The sequence below is a fragment of the Streptomyces sp. JLBG701 genome (genome assembly GCF_058544905.1).
This window is the reverse complement of sequence record NZ_CM178588.1, coordinates 7,455,027-7,472,748: the sequence shown is the minus strand read 5'-3', so window position 1 is coordinate 7,472,748 and position 17,722 is coordinate 7,455,027. Positions and strand designations below refer to the sequence as shown.

Below are 17,722 nucleotides of genomic sequence, written 5' to 3'. Positions count from 1 at the left end.
CCACCCTACGAGGCGCCCGGCGGGTTCAGAACTTGATGCTGCCGATCATCCCCGCGATGCTCGTCGTCAATTGGCTGATGGTGGGAGCGATCGTCGAAGTGGCCAGGTAGAAGCCGAGCAGCATGCACACGACCGCGTGGCCGGCCTTCAAGCCTGACTTCTTGACCAACAGGAAGACGACGATCGCCAGCAGCACTACCGCCGAAATCGAGAGTGCCACGGCGGCTCACCTCCAAAGATCCCAGGGACGTGGGGAGACAGAGTCGGGAACGGAGTCGGGAACAGAGTCGGGGAACAGCGTCGGAGAACTTGTAAATCCATGCGTCAGCCAGCAGGTTCATACCCACGCAGCGCTAGTGATCATAACTATCCGTACCTGCGCATCCGTCGGCGCACTGCCGCACAAGGGGGCGCATGGCCAATATGGTCGGGGCATGACGACCGAGGCTGACTCCTTCCCCCGCCGGCACGCCCGCACCCAGCGCTTCACGCTCGGCGCGCCGCGCTCGTTCAGCGTGGCGCCCGACGGTTCCCGTGTCGCTTTCCTGCGCTCCAACTCCGGCACAGACCGGGCGAATTCGCTCTGGGTTCTCGACCTGGCCGAGGGCGGGGAGCGCGTGGCGGCCGACCCGCGCGCCCTCCTCGGGGGCACCTCCGAGAGCCTGTCCCCTCAGGAACGGGCCCGTCGCGAACGTACCCGCGAGGGCGGTGCCGGAATCGTCGCCTACGCCACCGATGCGGCCGTCGAGTTGGCCTCTTTCGCCCTGTCAGGGCGGCTTTTCGCGGCGGAGCTGCGCGCCGGCACGGCACGGGAACTCCCCGTCCCCGGACCGGTGATCGACCCCCGCCCCTCCCCCGACGGACGACACATCGCGTACGTCGCCCAGGGCGCCCTGCGAGTCGTCGGCGCCGAGGGTGACGGCGACCGTGCGCTCGCCGAGCCGGAGACCCCGGAGGCGGGGGCGGGGGCGGCGGAAGTCTCCTACGGGCTCGCCGAGTTCATCGCCGCCGAGGAGATGGGGCGCTACCGGGGCTACTGGTGGGGGCCGGAGTCCGACCGGCTGCTCGTCGCCCGCGTGGACGACACGCCGGTGTCACGCTGGTGGATCTCCGACCCCGCCCATCCGGAACGTGATCCTCAACACGTCCCGTATCCGGCGGCCGGCACCGCCAACGCGGACGTCCGGCTGTTCGTGACCGACCTCGGCGGAAGCGCCCGTACGGAGGTCGTCTGGGACCGCGCCCGCTACCCCTATCTCGCGCATGTGCACTGGTCAGAGGCGGGTGCGCCTCTCCTCCTCGTCCAGGCTCGCGACCAGCGAAGCCAGCTCTTCCTCGCCGTGGATCCGGACACCGGGACGACCCGGATGGTGCACGCGGATGAAGATCAACAATGGCTTGATCTTTTTCCTGGCGTGCCGTGCTGGAGCCCTTCCGGGCAGCTCGTCCGCATCGCCGACGAGGGCGGGGCGCGGGTACTCACGGTCGGCGAACGCCCGCTGACCGGACCCCAGTTGCACATCCGCGCGGTGCTCGACGTCTCCGACGACGACGTGCTCGTCTCGGCGTCGGCCGGGGAGGCCGCGCCCGCCCCGGAGACCGGCGAAGTGCACGTCTATCGCGTCAACGAGCTCGGCCTTGAGCGCCTCTCGCAGGAGCCCGGCGTGCACTCGGCCGTGCGCGCCGGGGGCGTGACCGTGCTGGCGTCGGCGACACCCGACCGGCCGGGCGCCCGGGTGCAGGTGCTGCGGGATGGAAAGCGGCCGGCGACTGTCACGTCGTACGCCGAAGATCCCGGTATGTCCCCGCGCATGATCCTCACCGAGGGGGGCGCACGGCGAATCCCGTGCGCCCTGCTTATGCCTACGGACTACCACGGGGACAACCCGCTCCCCGTCCTCCTCGACCCTTACGGCGGTCCGCACTCCGCCCGCGTCGTCGCCGCGCACAACGCGCACCTCACCTCGCAGTGGTTCGCCGACCAGGGTTTCGCGGTGCTCGTCGCCGACGGTCGCGGCACCCCCGGACGCTCCCCCGCCTGGGAGAAGGCCGTCCACCGGGACTTCACCGCCTCCCTCGACGACCAGATCGAGGCCCTCCAGGACCTCGCCAAGAACCATCCGCTCGACCTCTCCCGCGTGGCCATCCGCGGCTGGTCGTACGGGGGTTGGCTGGCCGGGCTCGCGGTGCTGCGCCGCCCCGACGTCTTCCACGCGGGCATCGCCGGCGCCCCGGTCACGGACTGGCGGCTGTACGACACCCACTACACGGAGCGGTACCTGGGCGACCCCGCCACGGCCCCGGAGTCGTACGCGAACAGCTCGCTGGTGACGGACGAGGGCCTGTCCTCCCCCGCCGAACCCCAGCGCCCGCTGATGATCGTCCACGGCACGGCCGACGACAACGTCGTCTTCGCACACGCCCTACGCCTGTCCTCGGCCCTGCTCTCCGCCGGCCGCCCGCACGAACTGCTGCCCCTGTCGGGCGTGACCCACATGACCCCGCAGGAGCAGGTCGCCGAGAATCTGCTGCTGCTTCAGGTGGACTTCCTGAAGCGCTCGCTCGGCGTCGAAGGCTAGGTACGGCAACGAGCCGGGGCGACATGGCGCGCCCCGGCTCGTTTACGGCACCCGCACGGCCGTACGTTGTTCAGAGTGACGCGTCCGTATATCGAGATCGGGTCGCCTAAGTTGCCTGCGTGTTAACGCGATTGATGCCTGTTTGTGGGTTTATTCCCCGCCCCCTGCAAGATCGTCCGGTGGTTCCGAAGGGGGCTCTTCCGGCGGAACCACCTGCTTCTCCTCCGCGAAGTGGCACGCCGAGTCATGGGCCGCCGGGCCGGTCGCGAACCTGAACTCCGCCGGTACCGCGAGCAGCGGCACCTCCAGTGCGCAGCGTTCCTGCGCCTTCCAGCAGCGGGTGCGGAAGCGGCACCCGGAGGGGATGTTCGTCGGGGACGGGACGTCGCCCGAGAGGATGATCCGCTCGCGGTGCTCCCTGGCCTCGGGGTCGGGGACCGGGACGGCCGACAGCAGCGCCTGGGTGTAGGGGTGCGTGGGGTGGTCGTAGATCTCCTCGTCCTTGCCGATCTCCACGATCCGCCCGAGGTACATCACCCCGACCCGGTCCGAGATGTGCCGGACGATCGACAGGTCGTGGGCGATGAAGATGTACGACAGGTCGAAGTCGTCCTGGAGCCGGTCGAGGAGGTTGATCACCTGCGCCTGGACCGACACGTCGAGGGCGGAGACCGGCTCGTCCGCGACGATGACCTCCGGGCGCAGCGCCAATCCCCTCGCGATGCCGATGCGTTGGCGCTGGCCGCCGGAGAACTGGTGGGGGTAGCGGTTGATGTACTCCGGGTTGAGGCCCACCACGTCCAGCAGGTCCTGGACCTTCCGGCGCCGGTCGCCCTTCGGGGCCACCTCGGGGTGGATCTCGTACGGCTCACCGATGATGTCGCCCACCGTCATACGGGGGTTGAGCGAGGTGTACGGGTCCTGGAACACCATCTGGATGTTGCGGCGGGCGGCCTTCAGCGCACGCGCCGACAGCTTGGTGATGTCCTCGCCCTTGAACCTGATCGAACCCGACGTCGGTTTCTCCAGGTTGACCAGCATCTTGGCGACCGTCGACTTGCCGCAGCCCGACTCGCCCACGATGCCCAGGGTTTCGCCCCGGGCGAGGGTGAAGTCCACGCCGTCCACGGCCTTCACCGCGCCGACCTGCTTCTTGAAGAGGATGCCCTGGGTCAGCGGGTAGTGCTTGACCAGCCCCCTGACCTCCAGAATCGGCTCGGCGGTCGGCTCAGGCGTCGTTGCCATGCAGGCACTCCCTCCAGAAGTGGCAGGCGCTGACGCGGTCTTCGTCCACCTCGTACAGGGGCGGTACGTCGGTCCGGCACACGTCCTGGGCCATCGGGCAGCGGGGGTTGAAGGCGCAGCCGGGCGGGATGTTCATGAGGTTCGGGGGCAGGCCCTTGATGGCGTAGAGCTCCTGGCCCTTCTGGTCCAGGCGCGGGATCGACTCCAGCAGGCCCCTGGTGTACGGGTGCGCAGGGGCCTTGTAGATGTCGTGGACCGGGGCCTGCTCGACGATCCGGCCCGCGTACATCACGGCGATCCGGTCGGCGACGTCGGCGACCACGCCCAGGTCGTGGGTGATGAGGATGAGGCCCATGTTCAGCTCACGCTGCAACTCGGCCAGCAGGTCCATGACTTGGGCCTGGACCGTCACATCCAGGGCCGTGGTCGGCTCGTCGGCGATGATCAGCGCCGGTTCCAGGGCCAGCGCCATGGCGATCATGATGCGCTGGCGCATACCGCCGGAGAACTGGTGCGGATAGTCGCGCACGCGCTGTGCCGCGCCCGGGATGCGGACGCGGTCCATCAGCTCGATCGCCTTCGCCCGCGCGTCCTTTCGCGACATTCCCCGGTGGACCACGAACATCTCGCCGAGCTGGTCGCCGACGCTCAGCACCGGGTTGAGTGACGACAGCGCGTCCTGGAAGATCATCGCCATCTCGGCGCCGCGGATCCTCCGCCGCTCCTCCTCCTTCAGGGTCAGCAAGTCCTTGCCCTGGAAGAGGATTTCGCCGCCGGCGATCCGGCCCGGCGGCATGTCGAGGATCCCCATCACGGCCTGGGCCGTCACCGACTTGCCGGATCCGGACTCGCCGAGCACCGCGAGCGTCTCGCCCGCGTCCACGCCGTAGTTGACCCCGTTGACGGCCTTGGCGACCCCGTCCCGGGTCCGGAACTCCACATACAGGTCACGCACTTCGAGCAGCATCGCGACGGCTCACCTCAGCTTCGGGTCGAGGGCGTCGCGTACCAGGTCCTCGCGGACAGCGAACGCCGATACCGTGACCGGCCGACCGGCGGTACGGCCCGGACGGCCGGGGAAAACCCCGGCGCGGACCGGGAGTTCGCCACCGGCCATCGCGCACACTTCCCGCGTCATGACGGCGTCACCTCAGCTTCGGGTCGAGGGCGTCGCGTACCGCGTCGCCGAGCATGATGAACGCGAGCACGGTGACCGCGAGCGCTCCGGCCGGCCAGAGGAGCATGTGCGGGGCGTTGCGGATGTAGGCGGAGGCGGCGGAGATGTCGATGCCCCAGCTGACCGTGGGCGGCTTCAGGCCGACGCCGAGGTACGACAGGGTCGCCTCCAGCGAGATGTAGGTGCCGAGCGCGATGGTCGCCACGACGATCACCGGTGCCACGGCGTTGGGTGTGATGTGCCTCAGCAGCAGCCGGGAGTTGGAGGCGCCCAACGCCCTCGCGGCCTGGACGTAGTCGTTCTGTTTGGCGGTGATGACCGAGCCGCGTGCGATGCGGGAGATCTGCGGCCAGCCGAGCAGCACCATGAACCCGATCACCGGCCAGACCGTCGCGCTGGTCACCACGGAGAGGAGGACCAGGCCGCCGAGGACGACCGGGATCGCGAAGAAGATGTCGGTCATCCGGGACAGGATCGAGTCCCAGAAGCCGCCGAAGAAGCCCGCCAGTCCGCCCAGCACGCTGCCCAGGATCGCGACGCCCAGCGTGGCGCAGACGCCGACCGTGACGGACGTACGGGCGCCGTAGACCGTGCGTGTGTAGACGTCGCAGCCCTGGCCGTCGTAGCCGAAGGGGTGGCCGGGCTGGGAGCCCTCCTGGGCCTTGGCGAGGTCGCACTTGAGGGGGTTGCCGGAGGCGATCAGGGACGGCCAGAGGGAGATGACGACGAGGAAGACGATGACCAGGCCCGAGATGATGAAGACGGGGTTGCGGCGCAGGTCCCGCCAGGCGTCGGACCAGAGGGAGCGGGGCTTGTTCTGGGGGCCCGTGCCCTCCGGGCCTCCCGGGGTCTTCTCCAGGGTCTCGCCTTCGCTCGTCGCGAGGTCCATCGTGCCGTCCATGCCGGTCGGCGCGATCGCTCCCTCGGGCTCAAGAGGCTGCTCAGGCATAGCGGATCCTCGGGTCGAGTACGGCGTACAGGAGGTCTACGAGGAGGTTCGCGACCAGGAAGACGAGGACCAGGACCGTCACGAAGCCGACGACCGTCTGGGTGTTCTGGCGGAGGATGCCCTGGTAGAGCTGGTAGCCGACGCCGTGGATGTTGAAGATGCGCTCGGTGACGATCGCGCCGCCCATCAGGGCGCCGATGTCCGTGCCGATGAAGGTGACCACCGGGATCAGGGAGTTGCGCAGCAGGTGCCGGGTGATGACCCGGCGGCGCGGCAGGCCCTTGGCGACCGCTGTACGGACGTAGTCGGAGCGTCTGTTCTCCGCGATGGAGGTGCGGGTCAGGCGGGTGACGTAGGCGAGGGAGACCGAGGCCAGGACCAGGCCCGGGACGATCAGCTCGCCGAACGTGGCGTCCGAGGACACCGACGGTTTGATCCAGCCCCACTCGACGCCGAGGAGGAGCTGGAGCACCAGGCCGGTGACGAAGACGGGGACGGAGATGACGACGAGGGTCAGGAGCAGGACCGACGTGTCGACCGGGCTGCCGCGGCGCAGGCCCGTGACCACGCCCAGCGTGATGCCGATGACGATCTCGAAGAGGATCGCCACGATGGTCAGCCGGATCGTCACGGGGAACGCCGTCGCCATCAGCTCGGTGACTTCCTGACCGTTGAACGCGGTGCCGAAGTCGCCGGTGAAGACGTTCCCCATGTAGGTCAGGTACTGCTGCCAGACCGGTTTATCGAGGCCGAACTCCTTCTTCAGCTGGGCGGCCGTGGCGGGGTCGCACTGTCTGTCGCCGCACAGGCCCGCGACGGGGTCGCCCATCACGTTCACCATCAGGAAGATCAGCAGAGTGGCGCCGATGAAGACCGGGATCATCTGGAGCAGACGCCGGACGACGTACCGTCCCATGGGGGCTCAGCTGACCTTGATCTCGTTGTAGACGGGGACGCTGAAGGGATTGAGGGCCACGTCCGAGAGGCGTTCGGAGTAGCCGGCGCTGCCGTTCTGGTACCAGAGCGGGATCGCGCCCATGTCGTCCCGCAGGACTTCCTCGGCGTCCTGGAAGAGGCCGACCGCCTTGCTGGTGTCGCTCTCGGCGTTGGCCTCGTCCACGAGCTTGTCGAAGTCCTTGTTGGACCACTTGCCGTCGTTGGAGGAGGCGTTGGTGTAGTAGAGCGGCTGGAGGAAGTTCTGGATGAGGGGGTAGTCCATCTGCCAGCCGGCGCGGAAGGGGCCCGACATCTTCTGGTCGGTGATCTGGGTGCGGAAGTCGGCGAAGGTGCCGACCGGGTTGCCGACGCAGGCCTTGTCGTTGTCGAGCGCGTTGTTGATGGAGTTGCAGACCGCGTCGACCCACTGCTTGTGGGAGCCGGTGTCGGCGTTGTACGTGATCTTGATCTGTCCGCCGGGAAGGCCGCCGCCCTCCTCGACCAGCTTCTTCGCCGCGTCCGGGTCGTACTCGCAGGCGTCCCCGCACAGGCCTTCCTTGAAGCCGCCCGCCTCGCCGAGGACCGGTGAGGTCCAGTCGGAGGCCGGGGTGCGGGTCTTGTTGAAGATGGTCTCGGTGATCTGCTCGCGGTCGATCGCCCGGGACAGACCGGTGCGGACCTTCTCCATGCCGTCCTTGCTCCAGTCGCTGTCGTAGTACGGGAAGGCGAGCGTCTGGATGATGCCGGCGGGGGTGTTGATGTAGCGGTTGCCGAGGTCGCTCTCGACGTTCTTGAGCTGGGCGGCGGGGACGTCGTCGACGAGGTCGAGGTTGCCGGCCATCAGGTCGGTGTAGGCGGTGTTGTTGTCGGTGTAGACCTTGAGGTCCACGCCGCCGTTCTCGGCAGCGTCGTCGCCCGGGTACTCCGCCCACTTGCGCAGGGACATCTGGGAGCCCTTGGTGTACGAGTCGATCGTGTACGGGCCGTTGCCGATCGGCTTGGCCACCCAGGCGTCGTGGTCGTCGAAGAACGCCTGCGGCAGCGGGGCGAAGGCGGGGTAGCCGAGGGTGTCGGGGAAGGTCGAGAACTTCTGGTTGAGCTTGATGGTGAAGTGCGTGTCGTCGACGACCTTCAGACCGGAGAGGGTGTCGGCCGTCTGCTTGCTGCCGTCCTCCGGGTGCGCCTTGTCGTAGCCGTCGATGTACCCGAAGAAGTACGCGTTCTTCTGGTTGTTCTTCAAACTGGCGCCGTAGTTCCAGGCGTCCACGAAGGACTTGGCGGTGACCTTCTCGCCGTTGCTGAAGGTCCAGCCGTCCTTGACGGTGACGGTGAAGTTCTGCGAGTCCGTCGTCTCGATCTTCTCGGCGAGCATGTCCTTGGCCTCGCCGGTCTTCGGGTCGTACTTCTTCAGACTCCGGAAGATCATGTCGAGGACCTTGCCGCCCTGCACCTCGTTGGTGTTGGCCGGCTCCAGCGGGTTCTGCGGGTCGCCCCACGAGGAGCTGAACACCGCGCCGGTGTCACCGCCGCCGCCGTCGCTGTCCCCACCTCCGCAGGCCGTCGCCGCGAGCGCTACCGCCGCAGCGCATGCGGCCCATTTGGCGTGCGTGGCTCCACGCATGGAGTGCCTCCTCGATCTGTGCGCCGTGCACTGCGCCGTGCCGGCATGTACCGCCGGTGCGGGGACGCTGTCCGTTACGGGCCAATATCATCCGCAAATGGATCATTCGCACGCCGGATCCACCCGTCCGGGTGCGCGCAGGGCCCCAACAGGCCGTCAGCCCCTCACCAGGGGCGCTTCACAGGTCTGGACCTCTGAGGGTGTCGGTCATATCAACTTGTTATTTCCGCAGGCCACCGGGGGTGAAGGCGCCATTGACGGGCCCGGAGCGGCGCTGATAGACACCGGGAAACCGTTCGTGTGCGATGGATGACGCGAGGTCAGGTTCTATGAAGCGACATGATCAGCACGGTTCCCCCCACAGAGTTCGCGCCCGCGCCCTCGCCGCCCTCCTCACGCTGACGGCCGCCCTCGTGGCACCGCTCGGCCCGGCGCCCCGGCAGGCCGCCGCGGCGGAGGGCGAGAAGGTCCTCACCGTCGCGGTCGCCCAGAGCGTCGACTCGCTCAGCCCGTTCCTGGCGTCCCGGCTGGTGAGCACCAGCATCCACCGGCTGATGTACGAGTACCTGACCAACTACGACCCGGGCGACGCCCACACGATCCCGGGGCTCGCCACCAAGTGGACGCCGTCCGCCGACAAGCTCACCTGGACCTACACGATCCGCTCCGACTCCAAGTGGTCGGACGGACAGCAGGCCACCGCCGAGGACGCGGCCTGGACCTTCAACAAGATGATGACCGACGAGGGCGCCGCCACCGCGAACGGCAGCTTCGTCGGCAACTTCGAGACGGTGACCGCTCCCAGCCCCACCCAGCTGGTCATAAAGCTGAAGAAGCCACAGGCCACGATGGCCGCCCTCGACGTCCCGATCGTGCCCAAGCACGTGTGGGAGAAGGTCGACGACTTCTCGAAGTTCAACAACGACAAGAGCTTCCCCATCGTCGGCAACGGCCCGTTCGTCCTCACCGACTACAAGGCCGACAGCTACGTCCGCCTCAAGGCCAACAAGAACTTCTGGCGCGGGGCCCCCAAGTTCGACGAGCTGGTCTTCCGCTACTACAAGGACCAGGACGCCGCCGTCGCCGCCCTGCGCAAGGGCGAGGTCTCCTTCGTCGCCGGCTCGCCCTCCCTGACACCCGCTCAGGCCGCGTCCCTCAAGGGCGTGAAGAACATCCACGTCAACGACGCCCCCGGCCGCCGCTTCTACGCCCTCGCCACCAACCCGGGCGCTCAGGCCGCCAACGGCGACAAGTTCGGCGACGGAGACCCCTCGCTCCTCGACGAGCAGGTGCGGCACGCCCTGTTCATGGCCGTCGACCGTACAACCCTCATCGACAAGGTCTTCCAGGGCCACGCGGTCGAGGGCGAGGGCTACATCCCGCCGCGCTTCTCGTCGTACTTCTGGAAACCGTCGGCGAGCCAGGAACTCGCCTACGACCCCACGAAGGCCGCCGGGCTCCTCGACCAGGCCGGCTACAAGAAGAACGGCGACGGCAAACGGGTCGGCAAGGACGGCAAGCCGATCACCTACCGCATCTTGTGCCACGCCACCGACCCCAACGACAAGGCCGTCGGCCAGTACCTCCAGGAGTGGTGGGGCGACCTCGGCATCGGCGTGACGCTCGACTGCCTGGACAACGTCAGTGACCCGTGGCTGGCCGGCACCTACGACCTCGCCTTCGACGGCTGGTCCGTCAACCCCGACCCCGACTTCGTCCTGTCGATCCACACCTGCGGATCCCTGCCGGCCACGCCCAAGGACGTGGGCGCGACCGACAACTTCATCTGCGACAAGACGTACGACGACCTGTACGCGCGCCAGCTCGCCGAGTACGACCCGGCCAAACGGGCGGACATCGTCAAGCAGATGGAGTCGCGCCTGTACGACCTCGGGTACATGAACGTCATGGCGTACCCGAACGCGGTCGAGGCCTACCGCACGGACCAGATCAAGTCGATCACCACCATGCCCAAGAAGGCGGGCAACATCTACGGCCAGGACGGCTACTGGAGTTGGTGGTCGGCGGTGCCGGCCGCTGACAACAGCTCGTCCGACGACTCCAGTTCGACGGGGGTCATCGCGGGCACGGTCGGAGGGATCGTGGTCGTCGCGGGTGCCGCCGTCTTCTTCGTGATGCGCCGCCGGGCCAGTGCAGAGGACCGCGAATAACCGATGACCGCTGACGCACCATCCGCGTCGGTCGCGGAGCCCGACGGGGCGGCCCTCGCCGCCCCGTCGGACCGCGGCCCGCGCCATCACCGGACCGCCTATCTGCGGTACGGGGCAGGCAAGTTGGGCGGCGCCGCCGTCTCCCTGCTCGCCGTCCTCGTCACCAGCTTCTTCCTCTTCCGGCTCATCCCCGGCGACCCGGTCAAGACCATGACGGGCGGCCGCCAGGTGTCCGCCGAGCAACTGGCCGCCTATCGCAGGGAGTTCGGGCTCGACCTGCCGCTGTGGCAGCAGTTCACGGACTATTGCGGCAAGGCGCTCACCGGCGACCTCGGCACCTCGTACCAGTTCCGGGCGCCCGTCATCGACAAGATCACCGAGGCGCTGCCGAACACCCTGCTGCTCACCGGCACCGCCTTCGTCCTGTACACCGTGCTCGGCGTCTACCTCGGCACCCGCTCCGCCTGGCGGCACGGCGGGCTCGGCGATCGCCTCAACACCGGTCTGGCGCTGACCCTTTACTCGATCCCGTCGTTCTGGCTGGGCCTGCTGCTCATCATCGTGTTCGGGGTGGGCATCGGTCCGATCCCCGGGATGTTCCCCACCGGTGGCATGGAGTCGGGGGGTGAGACCGGCTTCGCGTACGTCCTCGATGTCGCCCACCATCTCGTCCTGCCGGTGGTGACCCTGGTCGCGGTGGAGTACGGCCAGACGCTCCTCGTCACCCGCTCGGCGCTGCTCGACGAGATGGGCGGCGACTATCTGACGACCGCCCGCGCCAAGGGCCTCAGGGACGACCTGGTCCGGCGCCGGCACGCCGTGCCGAACGCGATGCTGCCGACGATGACGCTGATCTTCGTCAACCTGGGCCGGACCGTCGCCGGGGTGATCCTCGTCGAGACCGTCTTCTCCTGGCCGGGGCTCGGCGGGCTCTTCTACCAGGCGCTGAGCGTGCCCGATCTCCCGCTGGTCCAGGGGCTGTTCTTCGTCTTCGCGGCGGCGGTGATCGTGATGAACACGCTGGCCGATCTGCTCTATCCGTTCCTCGATCCAAGGGTGGGCCGATGACTGCCGAGGCCACTCCTCCCCCGGCCGTGCAAGCGCCGGCCAGTCCACGGCAGCTCGCCCGGCAGCGGCGTCGCGACTCCGTCGTCCGGTTCTGGAAGCGGTACCGCACCCACCGCGCCGGCCTCCTGGGCCTGACCCTGCTCGCCCTCTTCGCGCTGGTCGCGCTGACCGCGCCGCTGACGGTCGGCTCGGACGTCGCGAGCGTGACGGACGCGCCGGGCCGGCCGATGGAGAGCCCGAGCGGTGAATTCCCGCTGGGCACCGACCGGTTCGGGCGCGATCTGCTGGGCCTGCTCATCTGGGGCGCGCGGGTCTCGCTGCTCGTCGGGCTGCTCGCGGCCCTGATCTCCGTGGGGATCGGCGCCGTGGTCGGCGTCACCGCCGGGCACTTCCGTGGGGCGTACGCGACCGTGATGATGCGGGTCACCGACTGGTTCCTGGTGATGCCGACGCTGGTGCTGGCCATCGCCCTGGCCACCGTGATGTCCCGCTCTCTTGGCACGGTCGTGCTGGCGATCGGCGTGACGTCCTGGCCGACCACGGCCCGGCTGGTGCGGGCGCAGACACTGGCGGTGGAGTCACGGCCGTACATCGAGCGTGCGAAGGCGCTCGGGGGCGGGCACTGGCACGTCATGTCGCGGCATGTGCTGCCCAACGTGATGCCGTTGGTGCTCGCGCAGGCCACCCTGATCATCTCCTCCTCCATCCTCGCCGAGGCGACCCTCGCCTTCCTCGGGCTCGGCGATCCGACGGTCGTGTCCTGGGGCGGGCTGCTCCAGGAGGCGCGCGAGGCGGGCGCGGTCAGCTCCGGCGACTGGTGGTATCTGGTGCCGCCGGGCATCGCGATCGCCCTGGTCGCGCTGGCGTTCACGCTGTGCGGGCGTGCGGTGGAGTCCGTTCTCAACCCCAGGCTGGGGGTGGCCCGTTGACGCTCCTTGAGGTCCGGGACCTCAATGTGACCTACGCGGGCGGGGCGGCCGCCGTACGCGGTGTCGACCTGTCGCTGGCGGCCGGCCAGAAGCTCGGTATCGCGGGCGAGTCGGGCTGCGGCAAGTCGACGCTGGCGCTGGCGCTGCTGCGGCTGCTACCGGCCGGGACCCGTGTCAGCGGGCAGATCCTGCTGGACGGCGAAGACGTCCTGACCATGAAATGGGGCCAGGTGCGGGCGGTCCGCTGGGCGGGCGCCTCGATCGTCTTCCAGGGCGCGATGCACTCCCTCAACGCCGTCCACCGCATCGGCGACCAGATCGCCGAGCCGATCCTGTTGCATCGCCGGGCGACGGCGGCCGGGGCCCGCAAGCGCACCGGCGAGCTTCTGGAGCAGGTCGGGCTGCCGGCGGCGCGGGCTGCGGCGTACCCGCATGAACTGTCCGGCGGGCAGCGGCAGCGCGCGATGATCGCCATGGCGCTGGCCTGCGACCCCCGGCTGATCATCGCCGACGAACCGACCACCGCGCTCGACGTGATGATCCAGGCGCAGATCCTCCGGCTCATCGAACAGCTCGTCAGCGAGCAGGACTTGAGCCTCATCATGATCAGCCACGACTTGGCTGTGCTGGCCGACACGTGTGATCGGCTCGCGGTGATGTACGCGGGGCGGGTGGTGGAGGAGGGTCCCGCACGACAGGTCTACGAGGATGCGCTGCACCCGTATGCGAAGGCTCTGTCGTCGGCGTTCCCGAGTATCGGCGACCCGGCGTCTCGGTTCGCCCCGCAGGGGCTTGCGGGGGATCCGCCTGATCCGTCTGCGCTGCCTTCGGGGTGCGCGTTTCATCCTCGTTGTGGGGTGGCGTTGACGGAGTGCGAGATGGAGGACCAGGCGTTGCGAGACGCTGATGCTGGGGCTGAGCGGCGGGCGGCCTGTGTGCATGTGACGGCGGTTCCGGTGGATCGTTCGCTGCGGGCCGGTGGGGGCTGATCGCGCCCCGCGGCGGAGCCGCAAATGTACACAGCCCCGCGCCCCTTGACCCTGTATTCGCCAGGCCCGCTTAGGAGCACCGCATGACTACAGCACCTACTGCCGTGCAGGCCCCCCTCCTCAGCGCCCAGGGCCTGCACGTCACCTTTCCCGGACGGCACGGGGACGCTCCCGCCCGGGCCGTCGACGGGGTCGAACTCGACATCCGGGCCGGGGAGATCGTGGCGCTCGTCGGCGAATCAGGTTGCGGGAAGACGACGTTGGCCCGTTCGCTGCTCGGGCTGGTGGCGCCGACCGCCGGGCGCGTCAGCTTCGGGGGGAAGCCGCTGGAGTACTCCTCGCGGGCTCTGAAGGCCTATCGCAGGCGCGTGCAGCTGGTGCTGCAGGATCCGTCCGGGTCCCTCAATCCCCGGCACACGGTGTACGACGCGGTGGCCGAGGGGCTGCGTATCCACGGGGCCGGCGGGGACGAGCGGGCGGCGGTCGCCGAGGCGCTCTCGCGGGCCGGGCTGCGGCCGCCCGAGCGCTTCTTCCTGCGGTATCCGCACGAGTTGTCCGGGGGCCAGCGGCAGCGTGTCGTCATCGCGGGTGCGCTCGTCCTGGGGCCCGAACTCATCGTCGCCGACGAGCCGGTGGCCTCGCTGGACGCGTCGGTGCGCGGCGAGATCCTCGCCCTCCTGCTGCGGCTGCGCGCCGAACTGGGGCTGTCCGCCCTCGTGGTGACCCACGATCTCGGCCTGGCGTGGAACATCGCCGACCGGGTCGCGGTGATGTACCTGGGCCGGATCGTGGAGACCGGCGCCGTCGAGCAGGTACTGACGGCGCCCCGACACCCGTACACCCAGGCCCTGTTGTCCGTCCTGCCGGAAGCACCGGGCGACCCGGTGGTCCTGGCCGGCGAGCCCCCGGATCCGTCCCGCATCCCCTCCGGCTGCCGCTTCCGGGTCCGGTGTCAGGTCCTGGCGGGTGGGGAGGCGGAGCGGGCGGGTGTCGCGGACGCCTGCCGGACCCAGGACCCGGGGGTGCTGGACGGGAGCGGCGAGGCACAGGTGGCGTGCCACTGGGCTCGGGCTACCGGGTAGTTCCCTCGTCCTCCGCCACCAACTCCACCTCGAATCCGTCCGAGTTGGCGAGATAGGCCGCGTAGTGCTCGGGGCCGCCCGCGTGCGGGTACCGCTCCGCGAAGAGCGGCGCCCAGCCGTTGCCGGGGGCCTCGTCCGCGAGGGCGTCCAGCTCGCTGCGGCTTCCGGCGTGGAACGCCAGGTGGTTGAGGCCCGGGCGCATCCGGTCGTGAGGGCCGCCTGTCATCGCCGGGGACTGCTCCACGACGAGGTACGTCGTCCCCTGCCGCCAACTGCGACCGTGCTCCCAGTCCTGGTACGGGTCGTAGCCGAGCCGGCCGAGCAGCCAGCCCCATTCGCGGACCGCTCGGGGCAAATCGGGGACCCACAGCTCGATGTGGTGCAGCATCTCGATCTCCTACGTGTGAACGAGCTGTGGCCCTCCGCTGTCAGGGTTTTCTTTTGGCCGCAGTCTGCGAGTTCAGGCCAATAGGCCACCATCGACAATATTGTCATGCACAGTTCACTATCTGGCAATCTTGATTCACCAACCTCGCACGAAGTGTGTCGATCACCAAGGGTGCATCCTTCGAGAATATGGGGGCCGGAGATGCGAAGACGTCACGAGTACCGGGGATTGATCGCGGCGGCGATCGGCGGAGTGCTCACGCTAACCACCACAACCGCCGCCCACGCGGCGCCGCCACCGCTTACCGACCCAGCCAAGGCAGCAGCGATTGCTGGTCAGTTAGGCAACGAGCGTGCGGCCGGTGTCTACTAACCGGTACGGACGACTCGTGGTGGCGGTCACCGATCGGGCTGCGGCAGAAACCGTGCGAGGTGCCGGCGCGATAGCAGAGGTCGTCACCTACGGCACGGCCGACCTCGGCTCCGCCAAAGCCAAGCTGGATCAACTGCCAGGGATTCCCAACACCGCCTGGAGCATAGACCAGAGCAGCAACCGGGTGAACGTACAGATCTACGACGGGGTTTCCACCGCCGACAGGTCCCGCATTGAAAATGCCGTCTCTGGATACGGAGATGCGGTCGACATAACGGAACGCTCCGGCAAGATCGAATCGACCGCCTACGCCATGCGCGGCGGTCTGGGCATAACGTCGGAATACACCTCCGGTGGAACGACCTGGGTACGCACCTGCAGCGCCGGGTTCAACGTGCAGGACGACAACGGCAAGAAGTACATGCTCACTGCCGGACATTGCATGAGAGATGGCGCTGTCAACTGGTCCCGAAGGAACGGAAGCGTTCCCCTCGGACCGGCCATCGACTGGCGCTACGGAACCGATACATACCAGTCCGACTACGGAGTGGTGGAGTACACCAACCCTGACGTCACTCCGTACGGGACGATCCAGTACAGGGACGGCTCGGAAGGGCAGATTTCGCGTTCCGCCTCTGCGTTCGAGGACGAGAAGGTGAAGCGCGTGGGAACCATGAGCCAGGACTTGGTGGGCAAGGTGCTCTCAACGGACGCAACGGTCACCTACACCGACGGCATCAAGCTCAACCACATGATCGAGGCGAGCAACTGCGACGTGGAAGGTGACAGCGGAGGGGTCCTCTTCAGCGGTGAAACGGCCGTGGGCATCACGTCGGGCGGCAACTACCTCGAAGAGCCATGTGGAGATTCCGACGCCCAATCAGATCGTTCCAGTTGGTACGAGCCGGTCTACCTCGTGCTCTCCTGGCAGGACCTGAAGGTCTATTAGGCCGCGCACTACCGCTCCCCGCCCGCGGTCTTGACGGGAATGCCGCAGGCGGCGCGAGAGTCCGTGAGTGAACCCGGATGCCCCCCTCCGCGTCGAAGGTGCAGACCCGGGGCTGGCGCCAGGAGTTGACCAGTCTCAGCGCCATGCTTTCAGCAGGGAATCCGTCGTCGGCGACGTCCAAGGGAACTCCATGAACACGCAAGCGAAGCGTCCCCTCAACCTGCTACTCGCGCCTCTCCTGGGTGCCTGCCTCCTTGCCGGTTGCGGCGATGATCAGGGCGCCGACGATGGCCATGTGAACAGTCAGTCGCTGCAGAAGCAGGAGAAGCGCGCCCGGCAAGTGGCTGACGCCTGGCGGGAATCCGCGTCCGCCGCTGCTTGGAGCGAGGGCTATTACCCGATGGCCGACGCGGTACAGATACCAGAATCCGGTTGGCGCAGCCAGGCGGACGAACAGGCCTACGAGACCAAGAACTTCGTCCTGCACGGCAATCTGCCGACCACTACCACCCGGCAAGGGAAGGTGGACTGGAGAAGCGGTGACACTCTGAACCGCCCGCTGTGGGGGGCCAAGAAGGCGTACCAGTCGTTCGACCTCAACAGCAGTGAGGGACCCCGGCTGACCGTGACGGGAGCGAGGCTCGGCGAAACGACGATCACCACGAGCCGAGGCACGGCCACCGTTCCCGCCTGGCTGTTCACGCTCGACGGCTACGACACCCCACTCAAGCGTGTCGCCGTCACCCCGTCAAAGCTTCCCAAAACACCGATCCAACAAGCTCAGCAAGGGTCTGCGGGCGGTCTCAGGCGGGTCGCCCGACTGGCTGGGACGGCGCTGGACGGCCGGTCCATCACAGTGAGGGCCACTCACGGATCCTGCGACGACGGCCCCGTCGTGAAGGTGCTGGAAACCGACGAGAACGTTGTGCTGTATGCCTCCATCGCCGGGGCACAGACCGGCCCTTGCAGCGCTGACCTGACCGAACAGAGCGTGAAGGTGGAGCTGCGGAAGCCGCTCGGTGACCGCATTCTCCTGGACGCCCTCACCGGCCGGCCGGTGCCGTACGGCGAACCCAACGGGCTGTCGCCGAGCTGGACCTAGAAAACTGCGGTCTCGAGCGCCGATCCACGGCCGCTGGCGCTCCCCCGCGCACCACCCGCACCGCCCAGGAACGTCGCCGCCACTCACCTTCTGCGTCCGCTCGTTCGCGTACAGCAGGGAGCCGTCGAATGGCGTCCCACCAGGTGGTGTAGCCGATCAACTACG

Annotated in this window: 16 protein-coding genes; 8 read left to right on the top strand and 8 right to left on the bottom strand. The window is 68.3% G+C overall.

The genetic code is table 11. The annotated features are described in order from the left end of the window. Window positions 1–25 precede the first annotated feature (25 nt). A complete protein-coding gene (locus AC5DRG_RS34710) occupies window positions 26–220 on the bottom strand; it encodes a hypothetical protein (protein WP_491803513.1) in 195 nt (64 codons plus the stop codon). Between the two features lie 214 nt (window positions 221–434). On the opposite strand from AC5DRG_RS34710, the gene AC5DRG_RS34705 reads away from it, so the two are divergent. Then, entirely contained in the window at window positions 435–2,579 is a 2,145-nt protein-coding gene (locus tag AC5DRG_RS34705; protein WP_491803512.1) for a S9 family peptidase, read from the top strand. A 150-nt stretch (window positions 2,580–2,729) separates the two neighbouring features. Here AC5DRG_RS34705 and AC5DRG_RS34700 read toward each other — a convergent pair whose 3' ends face one another. From AC5DRG_RS34700 to AC5DRG_RS34675, 6 genes are read right to left on the bottom strand one after another with little or no spacing between them, the layout of a single operon-like run. Then, complete coding sequence (locus AC5DRG_RS34700) at window positions 2,730–3,824, bottom strand: ABC transporter ATP-binding protein (RefSeq protein WP_491803511.1); 1,095 nt, start codon at window positions 3,822–3,824, stop codon at window positions 2,730–2,732. Beyond that, window positions 3,808–4,791 (bottom strand): ABC transporter ATP-binding protein, encoded by a 984-nt coding sequence (locus AC5DRG_RS34695; RefSeq protein ID WP_491803510.1) that lies wholly within the window; start codon window positions 4,789–4,791, stop codon window positions 3,808–3,810. Before AC5DRG_RS34695 ends, AC5DRG_RS34700 begins: the two co-directional genes overlap by 17 nt. Before the next feature lie 9 nt (window positions 4,792–4,800). Continuing rightward, window positions 4,801–4,962, bottom strand: coding sequence for a hypothetical protein (locus AC5DRG_RS34690; RefSeq protein WP_491803509.1), 162 nt, complete (start codon window positions 4,960–4,962; stop codon window positions 4,801–4,803). A 7-nt stretch (window positions 4,963–4,969) separates the two neighbouring features. Next, window positions 4,970–5,950, bottom strand: a complete 981-nt coding sequence (locus AC5DRG_RS34685) for an ABC transporter permease (RefSeq protein WP_491803508.1) — start codon at window positions 5,948–5,950, stop codon at window positions 4,970–4,972. After that, window positions 5,943–6,866, bottom strand: coding sequence for an ABC transporter permease (locus tag AC5DRG_RS34680; protein WP_491803506.1), 924 nt, complete (start codon window positions 6,864–6,866; stop codon window positions 5,943–5,945). The genes AC5DRG_RS34685 and AC5DRG_RS34680 overlap by 8 nt, the downstream gene beginning before the upstream one ends. A 6-nt stretch (window positions 6,867–6,872) precedes the next feature. Further along, window positions 6,873–8,507, bottom strand: a complete 1,635-nt coding sequence (locus AC5DRG_RS34675) for a peptide ABC transporter substrate-binding protein (protein WP_491803505.1) — start codon at window positions 8,505–8,507, stop codon at window positions 6,873–6,875. Between the two features lie 329 nt (window positions 8,508–8,836). Between AC5DRG_RS34675 and AC5DRG_RS34670 the strand changes: the two genes are divergently transcribed. The 5 genes from AC5DRG_RS34670 (at window position 8,837) to AC5DRG_RS34650 (ending at window position 14,746) form a co-directional block, all read left to right on the top strand. Beyond that, complete coding sequence (locus AC5DRG_RS34670) at window positions 8,837–10,678, top strand: ABC transporter substrate-binding protein (RefSeq protein WP_491803504.1); 1,842 nt, start codon at window positions 8,837–8,839, stop codon at window positions 10,676–10,678. Window positions 10,679–10,681: 3 nt separating this feature from the next. Continuing rightward, window positions 10,682–11,746, top strand: a complete 1,065-nt coding sequence (locus AC5DRG_RS34665; RefSeq protein ID WP_491803503.1) for an ABC transporter permease — start codon at window positions 10,682–10,684, stop codon at window positions 11,744–11,746. After that, window positions 11,743–12,675, top strand: a complete 933-nt coding sequence (locus AC5DRG_RS34660) for an ABC transporter permease (protein WP_491803502.1) — start codon at window positions 11,743–11,745, stop codon at window positions 12,673–12,675. The genes AC5DRG_RS34665 and AC5DRG_RS34660 overlap by 4 nt, the downstream gene beginning before the upstream one ends. Next, entirely contained in the window at window positions 12,672–13,664 is a 993-nt protein-coding gene (locus AC5DRG_RS34655) for an ABC transporter ATP-binding protein (RefSeq protein ID WP_491803501.1), read from the top strand. Before AC5DRG_RS34660 ends, AC5DRG_RS34655 begins: the two co-directional genes overlap by 4 nt. Before the next feature lie 83 nt (window positions 13,665–13,747). Further along, window positions 13,748–14,746 (top strand): ABC transporter ATP-binding protein, encoded by a 999-nt coding sequence (locus AC5DRG_RS34650; RefSeq protein WP_491803499.1) that lies wholly within the window; start codon window positions 13,748–13,750, stop codon window positions 14,744–14,746. Here AC5DRG_RS34650 and AC5DRG_RS34645 read toward each other — a convergent pair. Beyond that, window positions 14,736–15,134: a VOC family protein gene (locus tag AC5DRG_RS34645; RefSeq protein ID WP_491803498.1), complete on the bottom strand. Its 399-nt coding sequence runs from the start codon at window positions 15,132–15,134 to the stop codon at window positions 14,736–14,738. The genes AC5DRG_RS34650 and AC5DRG_RS34645 overlap by 11 nt on opposite strands. Window positions 15,135–15,522: 388 nt before the next feature. Here AC5DRG_RS34645 and AC5DRG_RS34640 point away from each other — a divergent pair, with 388 nt between their 5' ends. Both AC5DRG_RS34640 and AC5DRG_RS34635 read left to right on the top strand, forming a co-directional pair. Beyond that, entirely contained in the window at window positions 15,523–16,455 is a 933-nt protein-coding gene (locus AC5DRG_RS34640; protein ID WP_491803496.1) for a S1 family peptidase, read from the top strand. Window positions 16,456–16,645: 190 nt separating this feature from the next. Beyond that, window positions 16,646–17,557 (top strand): hypothetical protein, encoded by a 912-nt coding sequence (locus AC5DRG_RS34635; protein WP_491803495.1) that lies wholly within the window; start codon window positions 16,646–16,648, stop codon window positions 17,555–17,557. The last annotated feature ends 165 nt before the right edge of the window (window positions 17,558–17,722 follow it).

Bases quoted from the DNA above. Each gene is read 5' to 3' on its own strand.
- AC5DRG_RS34650 (WP_491803499.1), top strand. From the start codon at position 13,748: ATGACTACAGCACCTACTGCCGTGCAGGCCCCCCTCCTCAGCGCCCAG.
- AC5DRG_RS34690 (WP_491803509.1), bottom strand. From the start codon at position 4,962: ATGACGCGGGAAGTGTGCGCGATGGCCGGTGGCGAACTCCCGGTCCGC.
- AC5DRG_RS34665 (WP_491803503.1), top strand. From the start codon at position 10,682: ATGACCGCTGACGCACCATCCGCGTCGGTCGCGGAGCCCGACGGGGCG.
- AC5DRG_RS34685 (WP_491803508.1), bottom strand. From the start codon at position 5,950: ATGCCTGAGCAGCCTCTTGAGCCCGAGGGAGCGATCGCGCCGACCGGC.
- AC5DRG_RS34705 (WP_491803512.1), top strand. From the start codon at position 435: ATGACGACCGAGGCTGACTCCTTCCCCCGCCGGCACGCCCGCACCCAG.
- AC5DRG_RS34700 (WP_491803511.1), bottom strand. From the start codon at position 3,824: ATGGCAACGACGCCTGAGCCGACCGCCGAGCCGATTCTGGAGGTCAGG.
- AC5DRG_RS34660 (WP_491803502.1), top strand. From the start codon at position 11,743: ATGACTGCCGAGGCCACTCCTCCCCCGGCCGTGCAAGCGCCGGCCAGT.
- AC5DRG_RS34635 (WP_491803495.1), top strand. From the start codon at position 16,646: ATGAACACGCAAGCGAAGCGTCCCCTCAACCTGCTACTCGCGCCTCTC.
- AC5DRG_RS34680 (WP_491803506.1), bottom strand. From the start codon at position 6,866: ATGGGACGGTACGTCGTCCGGCGTCTGCTCCAGATGATCCCGGTCTTC.
- AC5DRG_RS34695 (WP_491803510.1), bottom strand. From the start codon at position 4,791: ATGCTGCTCGAAGTGCGTGACCTGTATGTGGAGTTCCGGACCCGGGAC.
- AC5DRG_RS34675 (WP_491803505.1), bottom strand. From the start codon at position 8,507: ATGCGTGGAGCCACGCACGCCAAATGGGCCGCATGCGCTGCGGCGGTA.
- AC5DRG_RS34645 (WP_491803498.1), bottom strand. From the start codon at position 15,134: ATGCTGCACCACATCGAGCTGTGGGTCCCCGATTTGCCCCGAGCGGTC.
- AC5DRG_RS34670 (WP_491803504.1), top strand. From the start codon at position 8,837: ATGAAGCGACATGATCAGCACGGTTCCCCCCACAGAGTTCGCGCCCGC.